The sequence below is a fragment of the Bacillus methanolicus genome, assembly GCF_028888695.1.
Classification (GTDB): Bacteria; Bacillota; Bacilli; order Bacillales; family Cytobacillaceae; genus Bacillus_Z; species Bacillus_Z methanolicus_B.
This window is the reverse complement of sequence record NZ_PNFF01000001.1, coordinates 1,251,428-1,275,422: the sequence shown is the minus strand read 5'-3', so window position 1 is coordinate 1,275,422 and position 23,995 is coordinate 1,251,428. Positions and strand designations below refer to the sequence as shown.

Here is a 23,995-nt window from a genome sequence, read left to right as displayed (position 1 = left end):
TCAAAAAGGGAAGAGCATTTGCTCTTCCTATGTATTTCCCATATTAATTATGATTTTAAAATATCATGGTCAACATAGCGCTCACCATTCAGTTCACTGATCACATTTATCGCAACCTTTGCTCCGTCACCTGCAGTAATAATCGTGTGAACACTTACACCTGCACAAGTGCCTGCTGCCCAGATCCCTTCAACATTTGTTTTGCCTGTTGCATCTGCATCAATCACTTTTTTGATTCTCGGTTCCGTGCCTTCCTTTGTATTAACTCCTGCTTTTTCGGCTAGCTCAACGGATAATCCAGTCGCAAGAATAATATGCTTCGCTTCAAATTCGCCATTTTCTGTTTTAATGGTAAAACCACCGTTGCTTTTTTCAATATCTAACGCTTTACTTTCAACTAACTCTGCTCCAAATTTTTGCGCCTGTTTTTTTCCAAGTTCAACAAGATCAGGACCTGTGATTTCCATAACTCCATAATGGTTTTCGATCCACGCTTTTTTTGTCATGCTTTGACCATTATCAATGAGCAGCGTATTTTTTCCTGCTTTCGCTGCAAAAAGGGCGGCGCTTGCCCCGGCCGGTCCAGCTCCGACTACAGCAATATCAAACATGATAAAACCATCCTCCTTTGATCGACTTTACATATTTTAGTAAATCATGTTTTTGAAAAAATCACAAATAATTTGCTTCACAGAATCAAAAAAATGTAAAGGGCCGACACCCCTCGAATGAGGGAGACAGACCCTTTAAATGAAATATATATTGAATAACTTACCATTCTTTCGTTTTTTCCAGAAGTTGATCAATTTCAATTTCAATCAATTTGAAAGAATAATCGTCTTCTTCTATATTTATGGTAGCTTCTAATAGTTGGTCAATATCAGTATTTACCAACATCATATCGAACATCCTTCCTTACATGATCTTCAAATTATCTATCATATGCTTCGTAAGGATGAATAGATTTATGAGGGTAAAGCTTGATTTATATATCCTTTTTAGGAATGAAAAACAAATTAAGTTATAAAAGGAATTCAAAACATTAATGTTGAAACAATATAGGCTTGTAGAGGAAGGATATTGCTTATTTTTACCATTGGAAGTCATAAAAAGGAGGATTAATCGAATGAAAATAGGTTTAGTTAGGCATTTTAAAGTGATAAGGGGGTATCCTGAGAAAAAAATCATTTCACAAAAAGAGCTTTTTCAATGGATAGAAGAATACGAAACATCCGATATTGTGGATGGAACAGTGGATTTGGGCGGAATCGAATGGACAAAGTGTTATACTAGTGATGTACACCGAGCTGTAAGAACAGCACAGCAAATTTATTCAGGTGAGATTGTCAAAATGAAAGAATTGCGGGAAATTCCTATGTACCCTCTTTTTAAGAGAAATATGAAATTGCCTTTTCTTATGTGGGCCATTCTTGTTCGGACAGCCTGGCTTATTAACCATAAATCACAGCAGGAAACCAAGGTTGATGTTGAAAAGAGAGTAAATTCCGTACTTGAACAAATAATGCAAAATCAAAATGAAAATATCTTGATTGTAGGCCATGGCGCCTTTTTAATGATGATGAGCAAGGAGCTATTAAAAAGAGGGTTTAAAGGGAAAAAAATAACAAGACCTGAAAATGGAAAACTATATATCTTTGAAAAAAATTAAGAAACCCTCTGCAACTAATGAGCAGGTGTTCTCTAACAAGTTTAATAAATGGCGTATATTTTGTGTATGAGACTAAAACTGACACGATGTAAAAATGATTTGGTTGAGAAATGATTTACTTTTTGCAAGAATGATGATTATAATAAGTTCATGTTCTAAAGCAAAAAGATAAAGGTGGTTTAATGAAGGAATTTATTTTTTCAATATTGTATTGGCTCGCAGATCTTGGATACATAGGAATCGCACTTGGCTTGATGATTGAAATCATACCGAGTGAAATCGTGCTCGGATACGGCGGATACATGATCTCCCAAGGTACAATCAATTTCGTCGGCGCTGTCATTGCAGGCACAATTGGCGGTACTTTAGCCCAATTGTTTTTATACTGGGCGGGATATTATGGAGGAAGGCCATTTTTAGAAAAGTACGGAAAATTTATTTTCATTCAAAAAAAACATCTCGATGTAGCGGAAGATTGGTTTAAGAAATATGGAAATGGGGTCATATTTACCGCAAGATTCATCCCTGTCGTCAGGCATGCGATTTCCATACCTGCGGGAATAGCGAAAATGCCTGCAAGCAAGTTTATTATTTATACTGTTGCAGCCATTATCCCATGGACTATTTTCTTTTTGTATTTAGGCCTTATACTTGGTGAAAATTGGGCAAAAATTAAGGAAGTTGCCGGTCCTTATATTTTGCCGATGATTGTCATTGCTACCGTATTAGCAGTCATCTATTTTCTTATTAAACAAAAAAGAAAAAGCTCATAAAATAGCTCTAATTACACAGGGGTTTTTAACCTCTGTGTTTTTTTATTAATGGAAATAAAAAAGGCTTTGCTCAGTGAACATTTGAGCCAAAGCCCTTTTGAAACCGAGATTAAGAAACTTCTTTCAGATAAGCCTCTCCTTCTTGCAAATTATATTGTTTTTCCCATTTGGAGATGATAACAGCAGCAAGGGAATTTCCAACTACGTTTACAGCAGTTCGGGCCATATCAAGTATACGGTCAATTCCTGCAATAAACGCAAGACCTTCTACCGGTATTCCTACCGTTCCGAGCGTTGCGAGAAGCACGACAAAAGACACGCCTGGAACACCGGCAATTCCTTTAGAGGTCACCATAAGAACAAGCAGCAAGGAAAGTTGCTGAGCAATGGAGAGGTCAATCCCGTACATCTGTGCAATAAACAGAGCAGCCATTGCCTGATAAAGGGTTGAACCGTCCAGGTTGAAGGAATAGCCGGTTGGAATAACAAATGAAGTAATTGCCTTCGGACATCCAAACCGTTCCATTTTTTCAATAATTTTAGGTAAAACTGTTTCTGAGCTTGCTGTCGAATAGGCAAGTATCAATTCATCTTTTAATATGCGGAACAAGTCGAAAATATTAATTCCGAATAATCTTGCAGTTAATCCTAAAACAACGACGACAAAAAAGAACATTGTTCCATATACGAGAAGAACTAGTTTGCTTAGAGGGATTAATGAACTTACCCCAAACTTCGATACAGTAACCCCGATTAATGCAAAAACACCGAATGGAGCGAATTTCATTACAAGATTGGTAACATAGAACATGGCTTCAGAGGTTCCCTGAAAGAAGCGAAGAACCGGTTTTCCACGATCGCCGATGGCTGCAACGCCGAGGCCGAACAAAACAGAAAAGAAAATAATTGCAAGCATATCGCCTTTGACAATTGATTCAAATATGTTAGATGGAACAATATTGACAAAAGTATCAACAAAGCTATGACTTTTTACTTCTTCTGTTGTGTGTAGGTAAGAGTCAATATTGCCTTTCTCTAAGGCATTCATATTAATACCGTCGCCAGGACGGAATATATTGGCAGCAAGAAGCCCCACAACAATGGCAATTGTTGTAATTATTTCAAAATAAAGAATGGTTTTTCCACCGAGCTTACCGAGTTTTTTAATATCTCCGACACCTGCTACACCTACGACAATACTTGAGATAACAATTGGAATTACAATCATTTTAATTAATCTTATAAATATATCGCCAATCGGCTGTAAATAGGTTTGTACTTGCGGATTACCGTAAAAGATGGCACCAACAGCAATACCTGAAATAAGACCGATGAGTATTTGCCATGCCAATCCGAGTTTTTTCAATATTCTCACCCTTTCTGCTCAAAATCTACAAGAATCGACAAAAAAAGTCACAGTTTATATATTAATGTGGTGTTAATAGCTTGTCAATTTATAAAATACATGAATTTTGTAGTATAATGGGAGAAAAAGAAAAATTTGGAGAGGTTTTTATGGCGATAACGATACCTGAAACAATTCGATCAACGGCAACTGCCGGGGAAAGATTATTATTTCGTACATTAAAGACTTTTCTTCCAGATGATTATATAGTTTACTACGAACCTGAAATTATGGGAAGAAGGCCTGATTTTATTATTATTGGCCCTGATCTTGGAATTGTGGTGTTGGAAGTAAAGGATTATACAAAAAGCACGCTTTTTCAAATCAATCATGATGAATGGCATATAGTAACGACTTCTGGAGATCAAGCGGTAATAAAAAGCCCAATGAAGCAGGCACGGGAAAATATGTTTCATGTAGTGGATGTGTTGAAAAAAGATAAGAATTTAATACAACTCGAAGGCAAATATAAGTTTCAATTGAAATTTCCATATGGCTATGGTGTTGTTTTTACAAGATTATATAAGAAAGACTTTGTAAAAGATGGCCTTTATGCCGTTATTGAACCAAATCTTTGTTTAACAAGGGATGAAATTGATCCGGATAAAGAGGGATTTTCAGAAGAAATCTTGATAGAAAAAATCTTAAATATGTTTGTAGTTCCTTTTCGACTTCGTGAACCGTTAACGATGGACGATATCAATGCCATCCGCTATCATTTGTTTCCTGAGGTGCGGATTAGTGCCGAGTTTAAGCCTCCCGTTCCGTACCAAGACCAGCTGCTTTTATCCCTGCATGATATTAAAACAATGGACCTTCATCAGGAGAATCTGGCCAAACAAATCGGGGATAAGAATAGATTAATTCGAGGGGTGGCCGGCAGCGGCAAAACAATTATTCTTGCCAGCAGGGCAAAATTATTGTCAAAGCAGCATCCCGATTGGAAGATTCTTATCCTTTGCTACAACATATCCTTAGCGAATGCGATTCAGCAAATGATCACTCATAAGATGAATGAACCGGAGGATCTTTTTGATTTTGATTTTTCTCGAGAAATCCCAGAACGTCCGGTCCGTAATCAGAATATACTTGTTCGTAATTTTCATTCATGGTTGAAAAACGATTTGAAAATTAAAGAGCACCAAATTCCGGACATCATTCAAAAAATCGAAAACAACGAAGCTATTCTTCCTACGTATGATGCAGTCCTAATTGATGAAGGCCAGGATTTTGAGGCAGACTGGCTCCGGCTTGTTAGTTTACTAATTAATTCGAATACCCAATCGTTATTGCTAGTAGAAGACCGAGCACAAACGATCTACAAAAGGAAACGTTCTTATTTACAGGATACGGGGTTAAGTTTTCAAGGCAGATCCAAGGTTTTATCGATCAATTATCGCAATACTTCGCAAATTGTTAAGTTTGCCTGGGATTTTTATCGTGAGCATTCAATGTTTAAAAACAAAGTGGTCAACCGTGATCTCGAAGGAGAAATTATCGCGCCGCAAAGTACTAAGCGGAAAGGTCCAGAACCGGGAATTATTAAAGCGTCCAATTTCTTTGAAGAGATGAGGATTGTTGCAAAGCAAATAAAGAAATTGCATATCGAGAAAAAAATTCCTCTTCATGAAATGCTGGTCCTCTATCGTGTAAAAAGGACACATCAATATCCAATAATAGATATTATTAAACGGTCATTGAGCGAAGCCGGCTTAAATTTTTACTGGATCACTGAAAATGAACATTCCAAACGCTCTTTTGAAAAAGAAGATGGGCGAGTTAAGATAAGCACGATTGACAGCAGTAAAGGATTAGATTATCGGGCAGTATTTATAGTGAATGTCGAATCGATGCCATTTCCTTTGGAAGAGGATTTGGAAAGGGAGGTTTCGCTGTTATATATTGGAATGACACGGGCGAAAGAATATCTCTGTTTGTCATATTCAGGAGAGTCTGACTTTACAAAGTATTTTGATCGAGTTTTGATGGATCGATTAAAAAGGAAAAATGGGATTGAAAAGATAAATTGATTCGTGTCATAAATTGGTATATTTCTACTTGGAAGACCGTTTTAGAAGATAGTAGCACATTATTTTAGATGTTTGCCTGGATTAATATAAAGTCCGGTACCTGAAATAATGTGCTGATTTACAAAAATATGTTCCATTTTATTTTTAAGTTATAAAAACGAGTTTTTGTTTACATAATATTATTATTTTAAATTAAATCTATCAATCGAGTGAAACGAAAAAGCTGCCTCTTTTTGGCAGCCTTTATTAAAATTTGATCATGTAACGGATTAAGGGGAATCTTGTTCTGAATCATGATCAAGAGAAAGTTATGAACTTTTAATTTATGAGCCTTCATTCGAACATTTGAACCTTTAATCTGAAAAATGAGCCGTTGTTCGAACATATGAGACTTTAATTTGATAAATGAGCATTCGTACAAATATATAAGTCTATATTCTGAAAAATGAGCTTTCATACGAATATATGAGCCTTAATTCTGAAAAATGAGCCTTCGTTCGAACATATGAGCCTTAATTCTGAAAAATGAGCCTTCGTTCGAACATATGAGCCTTAATTCTGAAAATGAGCCTTCGTTCGAACATATGAGCCGTTATTCAGATATATGAGCCCTCGTATAAATATATGAGTCTATAAATCTATTTATGAGCAGTCAACCACATTTATAAGCTTTCATTCAAATAGATTGAAAAGCAAGCGTAAACCGATTTTTCTTACCCAATAATAGACAGAATCGAACCGCCGATGGCACCGGTCAAGACAACAACCCATGGCGGAGCCTTCCAATAAGCTAACATACTGAACAAAACGGCGGCAAAAGAAAAATCAATAGGAGCAAGAATAGAACTGGTCCAAATCGGCTCATAAAAGGCGGCAATCAGAATGCCGACGACTGCTGCATTAACACCCATTAATGCCCCTTTCATTTTTGGATTTCTCCGTAATTGATCCCAATAAGGAAGTGTTCCTGCTATTAATAAAAAGGCAGGCAGAAAAATAGCGATTGTCGCGACGAGGCCGCCCCGCCATCCGTCTGCTGCTGCGCCGATGTAAGCTGCAAAAGTAAACAGTGGTCCCGGAACGGCCTGCGCTGCTCCGTACCCGGCAAGGAACGATTCTTTGCTTAAAAATCCGGTCGGTACAAATTCACGTTCCAGTAAAGGCAAAACAACATGCCCCCCGCCAAACACTAACGAACCGGAGCGATAAAAACTGTCAAACATTGCAAGCCAATGAAAAGGTGCCAGTTCTCTTATTACAGGGAGGATGATTAAAAGTGCAAAAAACAAAAATAAGCAACTGGCAGCAAAGCCTCTTGAAATCGGAACATTTATTTTCGAAACCTCTGTTTCTTTTTCTGATTTAAAAAATAAAAGTCCAACCAGTCCTGAGAGAAGGATAATTCCAACCTGCGTCAATGTTGATTGCCACATCAAGCTTGCGATAACGGCAAACAGAGCTATCGTTTTTCGTTGTAAATCAGGTGTCAGCTTTTGCGCCATGCCGATAATTGCATGGGCCACAACCGCTACAGCTACAATTTTTAGACCGTGGATCCAACCGGCTTTCACGATATCATAGTTTTTTATAAAAAGCGCAAATAGTATGAGTGCAATAACAGAAGGAAAAGTAAATCCCAAAAATGCCAACAGGCCGCCTAATAATCCGCCGCGCATAAAACCAATTCCAATTCCAACCTGGCTGCTCGCCGGACCGGGCAAAAACTGGCAGAGTGCAACTAAATCTGCATATGTTTTTTCATCCATCCATTTTCTTCTTCGGATATACTCTTCATGAAAATATCCTAAATGGGCAATTGGCCCCCCGAAAGAAGTCATTCCCAACCTTGTTGAAACAAGCAAAATTTCCAATAACGTTTTGAATCTATTATTTTGTATTTTTTTTGCCAAGAACAATCCTCCAATCCAATCTTTACTATTACAGCAATAGGATAACAAACTATAAAAGGGAATGATCTATATTTACAAAAAATTAAAATTTAACATCGGAAAGAGTAATTCCGAAAATTAAAATTACAGAATATTTACTAAATAATTGATGTAAATAAATAAATGCAATATATTTGTTTTATGGACATAAGGCAGTTTTACGGAAAAGTTTTAAATCGCTTATGATTGTGAGGTGAAGCCGTTTGCGCCCATTTTTATTAGGAATTTGTGCGGCTTTCTTTTTTGCGTTTACTTTTGTTCTTAATCGGGCAATGGATCTTTCAGGCGGGAGCTGGATATGGAGTGCTTCACTCCGATATTTTTTTATGGTTCCACTACTTTTATTCATCGTTGTATGGAGAAAAGGCTTGTTTTCTCTTTTTCGAGAAATGAAAAAAGAATTTCATAACTGGCTTTTATGGAGTTTTATCGGCTTTGTGCTGTTTTATGCTCCTTTATGTTTTGCTTCTGCTTATGGGCCTGGCTGGCTGATTGCAGGCACTTGGCAAATGACTATTATTTCCGGTTCTCTCCTTGTCCCATTATTCTACGAAACAATTCAAACGGAAAATGGACAGATCCGAGTAAGAGGCCAAATTCCGTATAAAGGCCTTGCAATGTCGTTCATTATTTTAATCGGCGTTGCCATTATGCAATTGGAACATGCTACCAAACTTTCCATCAAAGATGCTTTGTTATGTGTTATACCGATATTGATCGCTTCATTTGCTTACCCGTTAGGAAACCGAAAAATGATGGAAGTCTGTAATGGCAAACTGGATGCATACCAAAGGGTTCTAGGAATGACGATAGCAAGCCTTCCATTTTGGTTTCTTTTGTCGATTTTCGGTTTTTTGACTTCAGGATTGCCAAGTAGAGGGCAAGTTGTACAATCAGGCTTAGTTGCGGTTTTTTCAGGTGTATGCGCAACCGTTTTATTTTTTGCTGCTACGGATCTCGTGAAAGGTAATATGAAAAAATTAGGAGCTGTTGAAGCGACCCAATCGATGGAAGTTCTTTTTGCTGTTGCCGGCGAGGTAATCTTTCTATCGTCTCCACTTCCTTCAGCTGTCTCACTTTCCGGAATGATGCTCGTTATGATTGGGATGGTCTTGCATAGCTGGATTTCGGCCAGAAAAGAAAGTATAAAGAGCGAGGCTGCCAGTGCTTGAACGAAAAGAAATTTAATTAGTCTGTTCAAAATCATCCACAGTTCTGCTAATCAAGCAGGGCTGTTTTTTTAAAAATTTTTATAAAAAAGATGTAGTCATTTGGAAAGGAATGTAATATAATCTAACTGTATTAATACTCATAGTACACTTAATACAGATAGGAGGGGAGTTATGTTCGAATTAGATCTAAGGAGCCGGAAACCTATTTATGAACAGCTCGTGGATAAATTTAAAGAATTGATCATAAATGAAGTGTTAAAGCCTGATGAACAGCTGCCGTCAGTCAGGACGTTAGCCCAGCAATTAATGATAAATCCAAACACGATACAAAAGGCATACAGGGAACTGGAAAGCCAAAAATATATCTACTCTGTGAAAGGGAAAGGAAGCTTTGTGAACCCTTCAAGTCATATACAAAACTCAGAAAAGATTAAAAGTATAAAAAAAGAACTTATGAAACTAATAACGGAAGCACTGTATTTAGGAATAACATCAAATGAGCTCTTTTCAATGATAAAAGAAATTGAAACTTCGACAGGAGGAGGTAAATCCTCATGATTCAATTAAAAAATGTATCGAAATCATTTGAAGGCACTGAAGCTATTCACCGTGTTAATATCACTGTACAGAAAGGATCCATATACGGTTTGCTAGGTTCAAACGGAGCCGGAAAAACGACCATTTTAAAAATTTTGTCCGGTATCATGAAACAGGATCATGGCCAAGTCTTGATCAAAGATGAACCTGTTTTTGAAAATCCAAGGATAAAAGAGAGACTATTTTTTATTCCGGATTTTCCTTACTTTTTCCATCAATACACGGTGAAACAAATGGCCGATTTTTATAAAAGCATTTACAGCCATTGGAGCGAAAGCCGTTTTTCCGAGTTAGCTGATGTTTTCGAAATGGACATTAATAAAAAAATCCATAAATTTTCAAAAGGAGTTCAGCGGCAGATTGCATTTTGGCTGGCGCTTTCGACAATGCCGGAAATTCTTATCCTTGATGAACCGATGGACGGGCTGGATCCGGTCATCCGAAAAAAGGTCAAAAGCTTGATCATACAGGATGTAGCTGACCGAGAAATGACAGTCTTAATTTCTTCCCATAATTTACGGGAAGTGGAGGACATTTGTGACCATGTCGGGATTCTTCACAACGGATCGCTGCTTCTTGAAAAAGAGCTGGATGATTTAAAAACGGATATACACAAAATTCAAATTGCGTTCAAGAATGATGTTCCTAAAGGATTGTTCCGTGATATCAGCGTCTTACATAAAGAAAAACGGGGAAGCGTCCTGTTATGTATTGTAAGAGGAAGAGAAGAAGACATCGCCTCTCATATTGAAAAGTTCAGTCCGGTTATTTTTGATTTGCTTCCTCTTACACTTGAAGAAATCTTTATTTATGAAATGGGGGATGCGGGCTATGCAATCAAAAATATTTTGGTTTAATAGAGAACTAGTTTTTCAAATTTTAAGAAGTATCGGCTGGATAGGAATAGTTTATTTCTTGGCACTATTGTTTGCCCTTCCTCTTAAAATTTTGATGAGAGCGAGCAATGACGAATATTTGAGTTACGCAAAGGTTAAAAATTTATTTGAATTCTATTTCGATATCCAATTAATCTTAATGATTGTTTTGCCTGTGCTGCTGGCTGTATTTTTATTCCGCTTCTTACAAGTAAAGCAGGCGACTGACTTTGTTCATAGTTTGCCATTAAAAAGGGAAAAGATTTTTCACCATTACGCCCTTACAGGAGCCATTTTATTATTGCTACCTGTTGTCTTGACGTCGGTTGTTCTCCTCATTATCCAAAAGGTTATGGGTTTGGAACATTTATATGGATTGAAAGAAATTACCTACTGGACTAGTGTAACTGTATTACTAAACTTTGTTTTTTATACAGCAGGAATTTTTGTCGGGATGTTTACGGGGATTTCCGCCGTGCAGGGAGTGCTGACATACATCTTTTTATTGTTTCCTGCAGGAATATCCGTGTTGCTTGTTTTTAACTTGAAATACTTACTGTTTGGTTTTCCGACAGAATATTTTCTTAATAGACTAAGTGAAAAAATTTCGCCGTTATTAATTGCGATAAATTTAAATTACACGCCGTTAGGTACACGCATTGTTTCCGTATTAATAGCGATTATCATTCTTCTTTATTGGCTTTCATTATTTGTATATAAAAAGCGAAAACTTGAAGCTGCCTCCCAGGCGATCGCTTTTCGAAAGCTAGTTCCAATTTTTAAATACGGAACAACAGCGTGCTTTATGCTGCTCGGAGGATTATATTTTGGTGTGATCCAGCACCATTTCGGCTGGGTTTTGTTCGGTTATGCTGCTGGTTCGATCTTTGGATATTTTGTTGCAGAAATGGTGTTGCAAAAATCGTGGAGGGTTTTTGGTAACATCAAAGGATATTTCTTTTATGCAGCTGCAGCCGCTCTAATAATTGCTGTCTTCCAGCTTGATTTTACGAATTATGAGAAGTCGGTTCCTGAACTTGAAGAGATCGAACGTGTTCATTTTAGTCCGTTTGTCTATCAGTATACAGATAAAAACCACCATTCCCAGTTTTATTTAAAAGACCGATCAAATTTGAACGCTGTCCGAACTCTCCATGAACAAATAACGAAGAATCGAAAAAGGATCGCAGATAACAACACGACCGAACCAATTTTTGTTGTGTATGAATTGAAAAATGGTGATAAACTCATACGCCAATACGAAATCGTAAAAGAAGACTACTCGGCGTATTTGAAACCGATCATGGAATCTGAAGAATATAAAATGGCAACGTATGAGTTATTACGATTAGATGAAAATGACGCAGATAAAATAACAATCATGCCGAAAGGACTAGTTAATAAACGTGCTGTTATAACAGATCCTGCTGACTTGAATGAAGCGATAAGGATCCTACAAAAAGAAATAGTCCAAGAATCATATGAAGAAATCAATTCAAGCAAGGAAGCCTTTTCCGATATAGAGATTCTTCTGCAAGACAATAAGAGGATCCATTTTGAGTGGAAACCATCCTATCAAGATTTTGAAAAATGGCTTCGAGACAAAGGATTGTTCGAGAATGCCAGAATCATGCCTGATGAAATATCTCACATTCTCGTGATAAAGCAGAAAGATCTACCAGATAGCTATAATATGGAAACTGAAGAACTCTTACGAAAATTGGAAAGAAAAGGTGAAGCATTGAGGATCACCGATAAAAAACAAATAGAAGAGTGCATCAAAAATACGAGTTTGGATAAAGGGGAATATGTAGCTGCCTTCTTTTTTGAAAACGAACAGTATCCAGAAATCCACAATATATATGATCAACAGGTGCCTGAAGTTATCAAAGAATTTTTCGAAAAATAATAGACCAAACGCAATGAGAAAGTGGGGGTCGGCTCAAAAAGCAAAGGGGCAGACCCCTTCAATACAATATATAGGCAAACTCTGATAAAACAATTGTCATTTCCGGAGGATGTCAGACCCTTATGAGCCAGTCCTTTTTCTTAGTTAATATGTGGATAATATACTCTTCCTTTTTTGGAACCGGAATAGGGCAAATTCATCGCTTTCAGTAGTCTGGTTGCTGTAAAAGAAGAGGATAGGTGAAGAAAATTGCGAAGTTCTGGATTTGTAATTGAAGGTTGAAAAAGGAGGAAATAATCTTCGATCGCTTCTAAATGTGCATCTTTAGACTCGCAATGACAAACCGGGCATTGCCATCTTCCTTTTATTCGTGCCATTGGAATGCTGGAACAATTTGGGCAACTGACGCCTGTTAATAATTCAGACCTTGAAATTTCGAATGTTTGAAAAAGATCATAATTTGGGGGAGTATGATTTTTCAATAGGCATTTGTTCAATTTTTTCATCGTTTTAGGGCAAATCTTTTCCACTTTATATTTATCTTGAATGTTTTCTATTTTTTCTAATAATCGGTGAACATTTATGACCTTTTGATTGATGTTTTGATTTTCCGGCGGCGTTTTTAAAAACGTAGAGGTATTGGGTATGATGACAAGAAATTCTACCGGCATGTCAGGAAATTGTTGAACACTTAACCATTTTCTAAATTGAATTTGAAGACGTCTTGCCTGTATGATTGGATCCAGAAAAACTTCTTCCTTATCATTATAGGTACGGATTAGCTGATGAAAAGACGGGTCGAAGAATAATGTTCCGGCCATATTTTTAACTTCAAGAATTAATGCGAAATGAGTTGAGAGGATGAGAGTATCAATTTGAAAATATTGTTGACCGAATGGTAGGCGAAGATCATGAAAAATGTAATACATTTTTTCGTCGAGGAAACCAATATGGTAGTCAAGTGCCTGCTCACCGTAAAAACCTGCACGTCTTTTTGCCAAGTCATCTTTAATGGCATCTTGTTTTGGATGATTTTTAGGAAGGCGTCTCAAAATTGCTTCACATTTTCTAATTCTTAATGGAATTGTTCGAGGTTTAACAATCAACATATATCACTCCTTCAATAAATTCACTTCATATTTCTCTATTAATCTGCAAAATCCCTTTAAACTTAGCGGACTTTTTTTATTATTGCGATTATTTCTAGATAACAGCGATTATTTTAAGATAATTGCGATTTTTTTGATATTATTGCGATTTTTTGAATATAACAGCGATTTTTTCGATATTACTGCGATTTTTCAAAATAACAGCAACTCGCATCTCCCCACACAAAAATTTCCAAAAAAATCTAAATTTAAAGAAAAATAACCCCCATTTTGTTAACAAAAATGGTATCATTAGGTATATAAGGAAGAGGGGTTATCAATGGAAAAAAAGAAGAAAAAAGTGTTCGTGCAGTTCAGGATCAATCTATTATTCTTTTTTGTTTTTTTACTATTTTCATTGCTTATTGTGCGGCTCGGTGTTGTGCAAATTGTCTATGGAAATGAGTATAAGAAAGAAATAGAAAGAACGGTAGATGTTACCGTAAGCCATCCGGTTCCACGCGGAAAAATGTTTGACCGCACCGGCAAAATCGTTGTTGATAATACTCCAAAAAATGCAATTATCTTTATCAACGAAGGCTATGACCAGGATAAAATGATGACCATTGCCAAAAAACTGTCAACTCTAATCGAAATGAAAGATGATAAAATCCCTGAGAGAGACAAAAAAGACTATTGGATTATTAACAATCCTAAAAGAGCTGATAAAAAAATAACAGCAAAGGAATGGAATCTTTATAAGAACAAAAAGCTTACGGACAAACAAATTTATCAATTAAAGCTTGATAGGATTACTGAAAAGGAACTTAGCGAGTTAACGAAAAAAGATCTTGAGATTCTTGCAATTTACCGAAAATTTAACAGCGGTTATGCGTTTACTCCTCAAATTGTTAAAAACGAAAATGTAACTGACGAGGAAATCGCAAGAGTGAATGAAAATCTGAAATATTTGCCGGGAGTTGATACGATTACAGATTGGGATCGATCGTACACTTTTGGCGATACGCTTAAAACCGTTCTAGGAAACATTACGACCTCTGAGGAAGGCCTTCCGAAAGAACAGCTTGATTACTACTTATCAAGAGGCTACAACCGCAATGACCGGGTAGGAAAAAGTTATCTCGAAATGCAATATGAAGACGTGCTTCACGGACAGAAGAAAAAAGTAAAAAACATTACCGACAAAGCTGGAAATCTATTGAAATCAGAAATTGTCTCGGAAGGCAAGCCGGGAAATGACCTTGTTTTGACAATAGATATGGATTTGCAAATTGCAGTTGAAAAGATCATCGAAGAAGAATTGCTAAGAGCGAGATCGATGCCAAGAACCGGATTGTTGGACCGGGCGTTTGTCGTCTTAATGGATCCGAATACGGGCGAAGTGCTCACAATGGCAGGGAAAGTTTTTGCCAGAGATGAAAAGACAGGCGAACGAATTATTCAAGATTACGCATTAGGGAATATTTCTTCATCTTACAATGTCGGGTCTGCGGTAAAAGGTGCAACAGTATTAACAGGCTATAAAACGGGGGCGATCCACCCTTGGTCAACTTTCTATGACTCTCCTTTGTATATTAAAGGCACAAAGGAAAAAAGTTCATGGAGAAACTTTAACGCTTACCTTAATGATATACGGGCACTTAGAGTTTCCTCAAACGTCTATATGTTTAAAACAGCGATTGAAATTGGCAAGGGAACATATATACCAAATCAGCCGCTAATATTAAAAAATAAGGAAGCATTTCAAACAATAAGAGACTCATTCAGCGAATTCGGACTTGGAGTGCGAACAGGGATTGACCTTCCGAACGAACAAATCGGGTATAAAGGCCCGCAAACAATTGGCGGATTTTTGCTTGACCTTGTAATCGGACAGTATGATACGTATACACCGATGCAGCTTGCCCAATATGTGTCCACGATCGCCAATGGCGGTTATAGGATAAAGCCCCATCTTGTGAAAGAAATTCGCCAACCATCCGCAAACGGTGAACCCGGGCCGTTAGTAACTGAAATTCATCCTGCAATTTTAAATAGGATCGACTTAAAGGAAGACTGGTTAAGACAAGTGAAAGAAGGCTTCCGCCAGGTTATGCAGCATAGTGAAGGAACAGCTTATAGAAGATTTGGAGATGCACCATATTCTCCTGCAGGGAAAACCGGTACTGCTCAAGCATTTTACGATGGTCCGCAACGAAAAAATTATAACCTGCCGCCTGAAGTGATGAATTTAAGCTTGGTTGCATATGCACCACATGACAATCCGGAAATTGCGATGGCTGTTGTGGTTCCGTGGGCATATCAGGGCAATTCGGGACATACCGCAAATTATGAAATTGGACGAAGAGTGCTGGATACGTATTTTGAGTTGAAAAAGCAGCGCTCAAAACAATAAGCAGTGGAAGGCAGTGGAATGAAATTGAAACGTTGCCTTTTGCATAAGAACATTAATAATTGACAAAACGGTCAAATTCACTTATATTTAAAGTTAACTAATTGAATATATATTAATATTCTTATCCAGAGAGGTGGAGGGACTTGGCCCATTGAAACCTCGGCAACAGACTCCATGTGAGAACTGTGCCAATTCCAACAAGCAAAATTTTGCTTGAAAGATAAGAAGAGCGGATGTTAATCATTCAACCCCTTCTTGTCGTTGGAAGAAAACGATAAGAAGGGGTTTTTAAGTTTTATAAATCCGATAAATATGATAGGTTTAATTGAAAAAAAGAAAGGAGAACGCTATGAATCTAGACCGTTTAAAACATCTCGAAGAGAAAAAGGAGAAAATAATTGATTTTCTTATCCTTTCAGGTGTTTATAAAAAAGGGAATTTTCAACTATTTGAACTTTCACTGCGTGAACTTGAGGAAGAGTACGAAAAGTTAACGAAAAACAAACCGAGAGATTAATAATTCTTTGATTTTAGTTACGTGTTTCCGGTTTTGCTTACTGTGAAACTGGACGCACAAATTTATAAACCAAAGAAAAGGAGAAACAGCATATGGGAACATATGTAAAGATTCCATGGAAACAACAATTTCTGGCAGCTACGATTGATTTTCCGGCTATGTATGAAAAAACGAATGGGGAATGCGCTTATCCATTGGTTATTATTTGCCACGGATTTACAAGCAGCCGCATTGGGGTAGACCGGCTATTTGTAAAAACGGCGCATGCATTAACATTGGACGGATTTGTTGTTGTAAGATTCGATTATGAAGGATGCGGGGAGAGTCCGGGCGTTTATGGAAACAGTGGGTTGGATGAATTAATTGAACAAACAAAAGCTGTTATCGATTTTGGAATTAAGTTAAAAAATATTGACTACAACCAAGTTGTGCTTTTAGGTCACAGTCTCGGTGGTGCAACTGCTCTCCTGACTGCAGTTGAAGATGGACGTGTAAACAAACTTATTCTTTGGTCAGCTGTAGCCCATCCATACGAGGACATTCGAAAGATCGTAGGCAGAGAGAAAGTGATGAACTTGAAAAAAGTTTCAGCAATAGACCATTTAGGATACTCGTTTACAGCGAAATTTTTTCAATCGCTCGAGAAATATCATCCTCTCATCGCTGCACGAAATTTTTCAAAAGATGTCTTGCTTATTCATGGTACAAATGATGAAGAAATTCCTGCAAAATACAGCGCTGATTTTGAACAAGTTTTTCTTAGAAGAGAAACGGGAACTTGCACAAGAAATGAAGTTATCGGAGCCAATCATACGTTTTCTTGCGGGGAACATTTTCAAGACCTTATATCGAAAACACTTGAATGGATCACAAAAAACGTTACCGTCAAAACCTATCAAAATACAAGAACAAAATCTGTTAAAGAATCAATCATTTAGAAATTCTTTGAAAATAGAATTTGACGAACCTAATCGGAAGTGGTAATCTTAGCACAATGGTTTTTTCTCAGAATATTACGACCACTATTCTTTATTAGCGGACAGGATGGACGCAGCTTTTTTGGTCATTTGAGGAATTTCTGATAGATTAGAAAATTTCCTAGTAAACTGTTTCTAAAGGTATCGTATGAAAAGCTTTTCTCTTTCCGGAGTAATGGCTTTTACATAAATAACAACTCCATAAAGAAGGAATCAGGTTCCTTGAATCAAAAGCATTCAAGGATTAAAAGGGAAGATCGGTGAAAATCCGACACGGTCCCGCCACTGTAAGAGAGGAGTCAGCACAACGAATTGCCACTGGTCCATAAGGATTGGGAAGGTATGTTGCTGATGATGAGACTTAAGTCAGGAGACCTGCCTGGTTCAACAACACTGCTGGACCTACGGGAGATAGGGAGGTGTCAAAATTTTGATCAAGAGTAGAATTGATCGTCTACTCCTGCTTATTTAGGCATTTCTAACTATCTATTTGGTCGTTAGAGATGCCTTTTTATTTTTGTGTTTTTATATCAATATTGGAGGTATGGAGATGAGTGGAATCAAAAGCAGTCATTTAGGTTATCCACGCATAGGTGAAAGGCGTGAATGGAAAAAGGCTTTAGAAGCTTTTTGGGCAGGCAAAATAGGAGAAACCGACTTTCTTGATCAAATGGAGCAGATCCGTCTTTCCCATTTACAAAAACAAAAAGAGAAAGGGATCGATCTCATTCCAGTTGGCGATTTTTCATTTTATGATCATATGTTGGATACGGCTGTTATGTTTGGGATGATACCCGAACGTTTCAACTATAAAGGTGGAGTCGTTCCACTTCATACTTATTTTTCAATGGCGAGAGGGAATCAAACAGCGGTAGCATGTGAAATGACAAAATGGTTCAACACGAATTATCACTACATTGTTCCGGAGTATGAAGGAGCGAAACTAACCTTAACAGAAAATAAACCACTTAACGCTTATCGCGAGGCAAAAGAAATGTTGGGAATTGAAGGAAAACCTGTTCTTGTTGGACCTTATACGTTTATTAAACTTTCTAAAGGATATGCACGTACGCAATTACCTGCTTTTATTTTGCAGCTGGTTCCACTGTACGTGCAAATTTTACAAGAATTAGAGAAAGAAGGAGTCGAATGGGTCCAATTGGATGAACCGATCCTAGTTGCTTCAATCACTAAAGAAGAGATGGAAACAGTCGCTTACATTTATAAACAACTTCACGAAGCAGCACCAAAACTTCGTATCATGCTGCAAACTTATTTTGATTCTGTCGAATGGTACTCAGAGTTGATGAAGCTTCCTGTACAAGGAATTGGATTAGATTTTGTTCATGGCTTAGAGGAGAATCTGCAACATCTTAAAACGGTCGGATTTCCTCATGATAAAATACTTGGTGTTGGACTTGTTGATGGACGGAATGTATGGCGTTCTAATTTATATGAAAAATTGGATCTAATAAAAACCATCACGAATTTTGTTCCACAAGATCGTTTATGGCTTCAATCATCCTGCAGCTTACTGCATGTTCCTGTTACGACAAAATATGAAACGAAGCTGGAACCAGAATTGAAAAATGCTTTAGCATTTGCAGATGAAAAGTTAGATGAAATTATATCCTTAGTCAAAGGTTTTCATTATGGTGAAAGCGACGTTAAAGAGACGTTTGCCAACAATGAGACAATTCTCAATCGTTTAGATAAGTCCAAAGCAAGAAATCGTTCTGAAGTCCATCGGTCTGTTAATCAAATCCAAGCACATCATTTTCATCGAAATGCACCTTTTAAAGAGCGATACGAGAAACAACAATCATTGCTCGAATTGCCTTTATTGCCAACTACAACAATAGGAAGCTTTCCGCAAACTTCAGAAGTGAGACAAGCTAGACTGAAGTGGAAAAAAGGCGAGTGGACGACAGAACGCTATGATGTGTTTATCAAAGAGCAAATTAAAAAATGGATTCATATACAAGAAGAGATTGGTCTCGATGTCTTTGTCCATGGAGAATTTGAACGGACAGATATGGTGGAGTTTTTTGGTGAAAAGTTAGGGGGATTTGCTTTTACACAGAATGGATGGGTTCAATCATACGGCTCACGATGTGTTAGACCTCCAATTATTTATGGTGATGTAGATTTTCTTGAGCCCATGACTGTAAAGGAAAGTGTATATGCCCAATCACTAACAAATAAGCCTGTGAAAGGAATGATTACGGGCCCGGTGACCATTTTAAACTGGTCATTCGTTCGCGACGATTTATCAAGGCAGCAAGTAGCCTATCAAATTGCTCTTGCATTACGAAAAGAGGTGGAAGCGTTAGAGGCTGCAGGAATAAAAATGATTCAAGTAGACGAACCGGCACTCGGTGAAGGATTGCCCCTTAAAAAAGCAGCTTGGAATGACTATTTAGATTGGGCTGTTAAGGCATTTCGCTTAACGACTTCTTCGGTGAAAGAGACGACACAAATTCATACTCATATGTGTTACTGTGAGTTCCAGGAATTTATGGACTCGATTAGCGATTTGGATGCAGATGTGATTTCGATTGAAACATCGCGCAGTCATGGAGAATTGGTTTCTTCATTTACAAATCATTCGTATAATAAAGGAATCGGACTTGGTGTATATGATATTCACAGTCCTCGAATTCCATCTATTGAGGAAATCACAAGCATGATCGAACGTGGTTTGAAAGTGCTTGAACCGACTCTGTTTTGGATTAACCCGGATTGTGGATTAAAAACACGTGGCATTGAAGAAACAATCGCTTCTCTGAAAAATATGGTTGCCGCAGCTGCGATCGCCCGCGAACAGTTAATACCTGCACCTAAAAGCGGAATTAAACAAATTAAAATGAAAAAGTAAACCTGCATAGCCTTACCTGACGTCGATCAAATTTAACTACAAAAACCCGATCATTTGCCCTCAACGTGGTAGAAAATCGGGTTTTTGGTTTTTTGGTAATGTCCGAACATGCTTGTTCTTTTTTTAATTTCATTCAATTACAATAGAATATAAATAGTACATATATATTAATAGAGAGAAGAGGTCTAAGAATGGACAAAACATTGAGAGGGCATCATCTTTTGTGTGTGCACGGATTCCGCGGAATGGGCTACAGCCCTGAATTTGTCGAGAGAATGGCTGATATTGTTAAAGATATAAGAAATGAAGAGAAAGATTTTTCAATAATAGTAGTTGCGGCACTTGATGATGCCTGTATGGCATGTCCCCATCGAGGGATGATAAAGTGTGAAGCTGATGAAAATTCAAATGAACACGTTCTTTCTATGGATGAAAAGGTCATCCGTCATTTAGGCATAGAGAAGGAAAAAAGCTATTCAAAATCAATGTTAGTTTCTTTAACAGCCTCAAAAGTACAACCTGAAGACTTGGATTATTTATGTAAAGGATGTTCGTGGCTTCCATACGGAGTGTGCAAAGAAGGCATAAGAGATCTAAAAGAAAAAAGTAAATGATAATGTTAATCACGAAAGCTTTCTTCGCTTGTTTTTTCCCGATATGGTATAAACTATAGAAGTAATATACAAGACAGAAGGAGATTTTACATCATGGAAAATTCAAAGTGTTGTAGAGAATCATTTGTAGTTAAAACAAGCATTGTCTTACCTCCGGATACAAATACTTATGGGACAATGTTCGGGGGGAAGTTGATGGCTTACATAGATGAAATCGCCGCTATGGCTGCAATGCGCCATGCGCGCAAACCAGTAGTAACAGCTTCTACCGATTCAATCGACTTTTTGCATCCTATTTATGAAGGAAATGCTGTCTGCCTGGAGGCGTTTGTCACTTATACCGGGCGAACATCGATGGAAGTGTTTGTAAAGGTGATTGCCGAAGATTTGATCACAGGTGATCGAAATGTTTGTGCACTATCCTTTTTAACGCTAGTTGCGGTCGATGAAAATGGAAATCCTTCTCCTGTACCACAAGTTATTCCTGAAACAGAAGAGGAAAAGAGCTTATTCGAGACAGCAAAAGAAAGAGCGGAAATACGAAAAAAACGGAAAATTGAAAGCGAAATCGTCGCGAGTCGATTTGGTACTAAATTGCCGTGGTAATAGCTTTCCTGATGAGTCGTATTTGGGGGAATAATCATGATGACAAAGGATGAAATCCGCCATCAAATATGGAACAAGCTTGAAGAAGAAAAACTGGGCCGTTTTCCGTTTCCATTAAGGCATCGAATTCCGTCTATCCGATGGCAGAACAATTGGGTGTTCATATCGTCTTGCCGAACGTATCGCCACAGCCTTATACTCATTTAGCATTTGAAGGATATCAATATGCAAAAGAAAAAGGAAAAGGCAACGAATATAATGATCGAATGTTTAGAGCCTTCTTCCAAGAAGAACAGGATATTGGAGATCTTGATGTTTTAACGAAATTAGCAGGTGAAATCGGCTTGGATGAGAAAGAGTACCGGGAAGCTCTTGAAACACGCAAATACAAAGAGGCTCACAAAAAAGCATTAGATCATGCATATCACGAAGCGAAAATTCAAGCAGTTCCTACTTTTGTAATTGGTGATACAAAGGTGGTCGGTGTTCGCTCAAAAGAAACTTTTGAACAAATCATTGATGAGGAATTAAATAAACAAAAGTCTGATATGTTCATGGAAGGAATGGCTTGTGGAATAGATGGCTGCTAACACGTTTCCCCTTGTCAAGCAAAAAAATCGGCTAAAAAAGCCGATTTTTTTATGTCATTAATAAATTTTTCGAATCTTTAGGATTTCTTTCCATGACAATTGCTTCTACTTCCCAGCCTTCAAGCGTTTCTTTTTTCAGCAAAGCTTCAACGAGCTGCTCAAATACTTTTCGGTACGTGCGAATCAAAGTTTCCGATTTTTCCAATGCTTCATTAAAAAGAGCCTGCATTTTCGCTTCTTTTTCCGTCTTATTAAATGTTAATGTAAAACCATCTTGAAGAAGCCCGGTGTCAACCATTTGCTCAAGAATTTGTTTTGCTTGCATAACATCGCCGCTGACCCCGATGCTATGTTCCCCAAGGATGATTCGTTCTGCTACGCCTCCGGCAAGGATCATCGAAACTTGATCAATTAGCTCACTTGTTGTTGATAAATGAAGTTCTTTCGGAATAGGTGCGACATAACCGAGAGCTTGGCCGCGCGGAATAATCGTTGCTTTTCTTACTGAACCGGGTTTTGTTACAGCCGCGACAAGGGCGTGCCCGGCTTCATGAATAGCTACTCTTCGTTTCGTAGCAGGATCTTGAAGGTTGCGGGAAGTGCTGCCGAGAATGATTCGGTCGAGCGCATAGTCAAGGTCACTCTTTTGAATTACGTTCTGTCCGTTTCGAAGAGCTCTTCTGCTGGCTATTTCAAAAAGTGACTGAATTTCTGCGCCGGAAAAGCCGGATGTGCTTTCCGAAAGCTCGTCCAAACAAGCGGATACATCAGCTGCAAGGCGCTTTCCTTTTGTATGAATGTCAATGATTTCTCTTCTTCCTTTTCGATCCGGCAGAGGAACATGGAAAGAGAAATCAATCCGCCCGGGGCGCAAAAATGCTTCATCAAGCATATCCTTCCGGTTTGTTGCTGCAATAAATAGGATACCGTCATTCGAATGGCCGCCATCAAGCTGAACAAGAAGTTCTGTAAGAGTTTTTTCAGCTTCTTCACCGCCATATTGTTTCCGTTTTCCTGCCAAGGCATCTACTTCATCGATAAAAATAACAGCGGGGGTTTGTTTTCTGGCATTTTGAAATAAACTCCGGACACGGGATGCTCCGACTCCGACAAATAATTCGTTAAACGAAGAACCGCTTGTAGAGAAGAAATTGGCTCCAAGTTCATGGGCGATTGCCTGGGCAAGAAGGGTCTTGCCGGTACCGGGCGGCCCGTACAGCAAAATTCCTTTCGGTGCTTTCAAACCCATTTTTTCCGACCGTTCAGGGTCTTTGAGAATCGACAACGTTTGTAAAATTTCTTCCTTCATTTCTTCCGGCAGTCCGCCTACATCATTGAGAGTGATATCAGGAAGCGACTTTGCTTTCGAAACGCTGTTTTTCATTGAATTCGTAATTCCAATTCCGCCCTTTGTCTTTCTTTGAATTAAGAGTGCCGAAGCTATAAGCACTATTATGATTCCGCCTAATAACCATTTTCCGTACTGGCTGTTATTGGAATAAGAATAATGAACATTATATGTTTCCACAAGTTTAGCTGCCATTTGACTGCCAGGGGGTATATGGGTAACGTACATACCGTCTTTTGTCGAAACATAGATCGTACCATCACTCTGTTCCTTCAATGTAACAGGTTTTCCGTTTTGTTTTTGGAGGATATCTTCCAGTGATGAAAAGGGGATCACTGTTTCACTGCTTCTATTTATCGTTAACAAGATGGAACTTGAGATTAAGATAACAATTGCCGCAATCAGCGGAATGAACTTTGCAATCTTTTTTGACCGTAATTTCAATTAGCGACAACTCCTTATTTAGACTTACTTCCATTATAAAAAAGATAGAAGGGCATTAATAGATTAATAGAAGGAATAATACGTGGTGGTTTATGGAAAGCCAGGGGTTGTTTTTTAAATAGGTACAAAGTAACAAAT

20 protein-coding genes, 1 pseudogene and 2 riboswitches are annotated in these 23,995 nt (G+C 37.9%); of the genes and pseudogenes, 15 read left to right on the top strand and 6 right to left on the bottom strand.

What is annotated here, in order from left to right; genetic code table 11:
- Window positions 1-47: 47 nt before the first annotated feature.
- Complete coding sequence (locus tag C0966_RS06370) at window positions 48-611, bottom strand: FAD-dependent oxidoreductase (protein ID WP_274854380.1); 564 nt, start codon at window positions 609-611, stop codon at window positions 48-50.
- A gap of 160 nt (window positions 612-771) precedes the next feature.
- The gene (locus tag C0966_RS06365) at window positions 772-900 is read right to left on the bottom strand and encodes a hypothetical protein (protein WP_274854379.1); all 129 of its coding nucleotides are present in this window, start codon (window positions 898-900) and stop codon (window positions 772-774) included.
- A gap of 226 nt (window positions 901-1,126) precedes the next feature.
- Here C0966_RS06365 and C0966_RS06360 point away from each other — a divergent pair, with 226 nt between their 5' ends.
- Both C0966_RS06360 and C0966_RS06355 read left to right on the top strand, forming a co-directional pair.
- The gene (locus C0966_RS06360) at window positions 1,127-1,669 is read left to right on the top strand and encodes a histidine phosphatase family protein (protein ID WP_274854378.1); all 543 of its coding nucleotides are present in this window, start codon (window positions 1,127-1,129) and stop codon (window positions 1,667-1,669) included.
- A gap of 182 nt (window positions 1,670-1,851) precedes the next feature.
- Window positions 1,852-2,442 carry a DedA family protein gene (locus C0966_RS06355; protein WP_274854377.1) on the top strand — a complete coding sequence of 197 codons (591 nt, stop codon included), beginning with the start codon at window positions 1,852-1,854 and terminating at the stop codon, window positions 2,440-2,442.
- A 109-nt stretch (window positions 2,443-2,551) separates the two neighbouring features.
- On the opposite strand, the gene gltP is transcribed toward C0966_RS06355, so the two are convergent.
- Window positions 2,552-3,808 carry a glutamate/aspartate:proton symporter GltP gene (gltP, locus tag C0966_RS06350; protein WP_274854376.1) on the bottom strand — a complete coding sequence of 419 codons (1,257 nt, stop codon included), beginning with the start codon at window positions 3,806-3,808 and terminating at the stop codon, window positions 2,552-2,554.
- 149 nt (window positions 3,809-3,957) lie between these two features.
- On the opposite strand from gltP, the gene C0966_RS06345 reads away from it, so the two are divergent.
- On the top strand, window positions 3,958-5,877 hold the full coding sequence (locus tag C0966_RS06345; protein WP_274854374.1) for a 3'-5' exonuclease: 1,920 nt from the start codon (window positions 3,958-3,960) through the stop codon (window positions 5,875-5,877).
- Between the two features lie 713 nt (window positions 5,878-6,590).
- Here the strand turns inward: C0966_RS06345 and chrA are convergent.
- Window positions 6,591-7,787, bottom strand: coding sequence for a chromate efflux transporter (chrA, locus tag C0966_RS06340; protein WP_274854372.1), 1,197 nt, complete (start codon window positions 7,785-7,787; stop codon window positions 6,591-6,593).
- A 242-nt stretch (window positions 7,788-8,029) separates the two neighbouring features.
- Here chrA and C0966_RS06335 point away from each other — a divergent pair, with 242 nt between their 5' ends.
- The 4 genes from C0966_RS06335 (at window position 8,030) to C0966_RS06320 (ending at window position 12,379) form a co-directional block, all read left to right on the top strand.
- Entirely contained in the window at window positions 8,030-8,998 is a 969-nt protein-coding gene (locus tag C0966_RS06335) for a DMT family transporter (RefSeq protein ID WP_274854370.1), read from the top strand.
- Between the two features lie 171 nt (window positions 8,999-9,169).
- Window positions 9,170-9,556 (top strand): GntR family transcriptional regulator, encoded by a 387-nt coding sequence (locus tag C0966_RS06330; protein WP_274854368.1) that lies wholly within the window; start codon window positions 9,170-9,172, stop codon window positions 9,554-9,556.
- Window positions 9,553-10,452: an ABC transporter ATP-binding protein gene (locus C0966_RS06325; protein ID WP_274854367.1), complete on the top strand. Its 900-nt coding sequence runs from the start codon at window positions 9,553-9,555 to the stop codon at window positions 10,450-10,452. The genes C0966_RS06330 and C0966_RS06325 overlap by 4 nt, the downstream gene beginning before the upstream one ends.
- Entirely contained in the window at window positions 10,427-12,379 is a 1,953-nt protein-coding gene (locus tag C0966_RS06320) for a DUF6449 domain-containing protein (RefSeq protein WP_274854366.1), read from the top strand. Before C0966_RS06325 ends, C0966_RS06320 begins: the two co-directional genes overlap by 26 nt.
- 140 nt (window positions 12,380-12,519) lie before the next feature.
- Here the strand turns inward: C0966_RS06320 and C0966_RS06315 are convergent, their stop codons facing one another.
- The gene (locus tag C0966_RS06315) at window positions 12,520-13,485 is read right to left on the bottom strand and encodes a nuclease-related domain-containing protein (protein WP_274854364.1); all 966 of its coding nucleotides are present in this window, start codon (window positions 13,483-13,485) and stop codon (window positions 12,520-12,522) included.
- A gap of 322 nt (window positions 13,486-13,807) precedes the next feature.
- On the opposite strand from C0966_RS06315, the gene C0966_RS06310 reads away from it, so the two are divergent.
- The 8 genes and pseudogenes from C0966_RS06310 to C0966_RS06275 form a co-directional block, all read left to right on the top strand.
- Entirely contained in the window at window positions 13,808-15,883 is a 2,076-nt protein-coding gene (locus tag C0966_RS06310) for a peptidoglycan D,D-transpeptidase FtsI family protein (protein WP_274854363.1), read from the top strand.
- A 118-nt stretch (window positions 15,884-16,001) separates the two neighbouring features.
- Window positions 16,002-16,110, top strand: a riboswitch (SAM riboswitch).
- Window positions 16,111-16,232: 122 nt separating this feature from the next.
- Window positions 16,233-16,400, top strand: a complete 168-nt coding sequence (gene fbpA, locus C0966_RS06305) for a Fur-regulated basic protein FbpA (RefSeq protein ID WP_274854362.1) — start codon at window positions 16,233-16,235, stop codon at window positions 16,398-16,400.
- A 92-nt stretch (window positions 16,401-16,492) separates the two neighbouring features.
- The gene (locus C0966_RS06300; RefSeq protein WP_274854361.1) at window positions 16,493-17,338 is read left to right on the top strand and encodes an alpha/beta hydrolase family protein; all 846 of its coding nucleotides are present in this window, start codon (window positions 16,493-16,495) and stop codon (window positions 17,336-17,338) included.
- A gap of 237 nt (window positions 17,339-17,575) precedes the next feature.
- A riboswitch (cobalamin riboswitch) is annotated at window positions 17,576-17,774 on the top strand.
- A gap of 153 nt (window positions 17,775-17,927) precedes the next feature.
- Window positions 17,928-20,255 (top strand): 5-methyltetrahydropteroyltriglutamate--homocysteine S-methyltransferase, encoded by a 2,328-nt coding sequence (gene metE / locus C0966_RS06295; RefSeq protein WP_274854360.1) that lies wholly within the window; start codon window positions 17,928-17,930, stop codon window positions 20,253-20,255.
- Window positions 20,256-20,446: 191 nt separating this feature from the next.
- A complete protein-coding gene (locus C0966_RS06290; protein ID WP_274854358.1) occupies window positions 20,447-20,869 on the top strand; it encodes a DUF1284 domain-containing protein in 423 nt (140 codons plus the stop codon).
- 93 nt (window positions 20,870-20,962) lie between these two features.
- Window positions 20,963-21,475, top strand: coding sequence for an acyl-CoA thioesterase (locus C0966_RS06285; RefSeq protein ID WP_274854356.1), 513 nt, complete (start codon window positions 20,963-20,965; stop codon window positions 21,473-21,475).
- A 36-nt stretch (window positions 21,476-21,511) separates the two neighbouring features.
- Window positions 21,512-21,682 carry a hypothetical protein gene (locus C0966_RS06280; protein ID WP_274854355.1) on the top strand — a complete coding sequence of 57 codons (171 nt, stop codon included), beginning with the start codon at window positions 21,512-21,514 and terminating at the stop codon, window positions 21,680-21,682.
- Window positions 21,607-22,065: pseudogene (locus tag C0966_RS06275) on the top strand (DsbA family oxidoreductase); the annotation flags it as partial. The gene C0966_RS06280 and the pseudogene C0966_RS06275, both read left to right, overlap by 76 nt.
- A gap of 49 nt (window positions 22,066-22,114) precedes the next feature.
- Here C0966_RS06275 and C0966_RS06270 read toward each other — a convergent pair.
- Window positions 22,115-23,857, bottom strand: a complete 1,743-nt coding sequence (locus C0966_RS06270) for an AAA family ATPase (RefSeq protein ID WP_274854353.1) — start codon at window positions 23,855-23,857, stop codon at window positions 22,115-22,117.
- Window positions 23,858-23,995 lie beyond the last annotated feature (138 nt).

Coding starts and splice junctions, on each gene's coding strand:
- C0966_RS06285 (WP_274854356.1), top strand. CDS start 20,963: ATGGAAAATTCAAAGTGTTGTAGAGAATCATTTGTAGTTAAAACAAGC.
- fbpA (WP_274854362.1), top strand. CDS start 16,233: ATGAATCTAGACCGTTTAAAACATCTCGAAGAGAAAAAGGAGAAAATA.
- C0966_RS06345 (WP_274854374.1), top strand. CDS start 3,958: ATGGCGATAACGATACCTGAAACAATTCGATCAACGGCAACTGCCGGG.
- C0966_RS06365 (WP_274854379.1), bottom strand. CDS start 900: ATGATGTTGGTAAATACTGATATTGACCAACTATTAGAAGCTACCATA.
- C0966_RS06320 (WP_274854366.1), top strand. CDS start 10,427: ATGCAATCAAAAATATTTTGGTTTAATAGAGAACTAGTTTTTCAAATT.
- C0966_RS06370 (WP_274854380.1), bottom strand. CDS start 611: ATGTTTGATATTGCTGTAGTCGGAGCTGGACCGGCCGGGGCAAGCGCC.
- C0966_RS06310 (WP_274854363.1), top strand. CDS start 13,808: ATGGAAAAAAAGAAGAAAAAAGTGTTCGTGCAGTTCAGGATCAATCTA.
- metE (WP_274854360.1), top strand. CDS start 17,928: ATGAGTGGAATCAAAAGCAGTCATTTAGGTTATCCACGCATAGGTGAA.
- C0966_RS06360 (WP_274854378.1), top strand. CDS start 1,127: ATGAAAATAGGTTTAGTTAGGCATTTTAAAGTGATAAGGGGGTATCCT.
- C0966_RS06330 (WP_274854368.1), top strand. CDS start 9,170: ATGTTCGAATTAGATCTAAGGAGCCGGAAACCTATTTATGAACAGCTC.
- C0966_RS06290 (WP_274854358.1), top strand. CDS start 20,447: ATGGACAAAACATTGAGAGGGCATCATCTTTTGTGTGTGCACGGATTC.
- C0966_RS06355 (WP_274854377.1), top strand. CDS start 1,852: ATGAAGGAATTTATTTTTTCAATATTGTATTGGCTCGCAGATCTTGGA.
- C0966_RS06325 (WP_274854367.1), top strand. CDS start 9,553: ATGATTCAATTAAAAAATGTATCGAAATCATTTGAAGGCACTGAAGCT.
- C0966_RS06280 (WP_274854355.1), top strand. CDS start 21,512: ATGATGACAAAGGATGAAATCCGCCATCAAATATGGAACAAGCTTGAA.
- C0966_RS06300 (WP_274854361.1), top strand. CDS start 16,493: ATGGGAACATATGTAAAGATTCCATGGAAACAACAATTTCTGGCAGCT.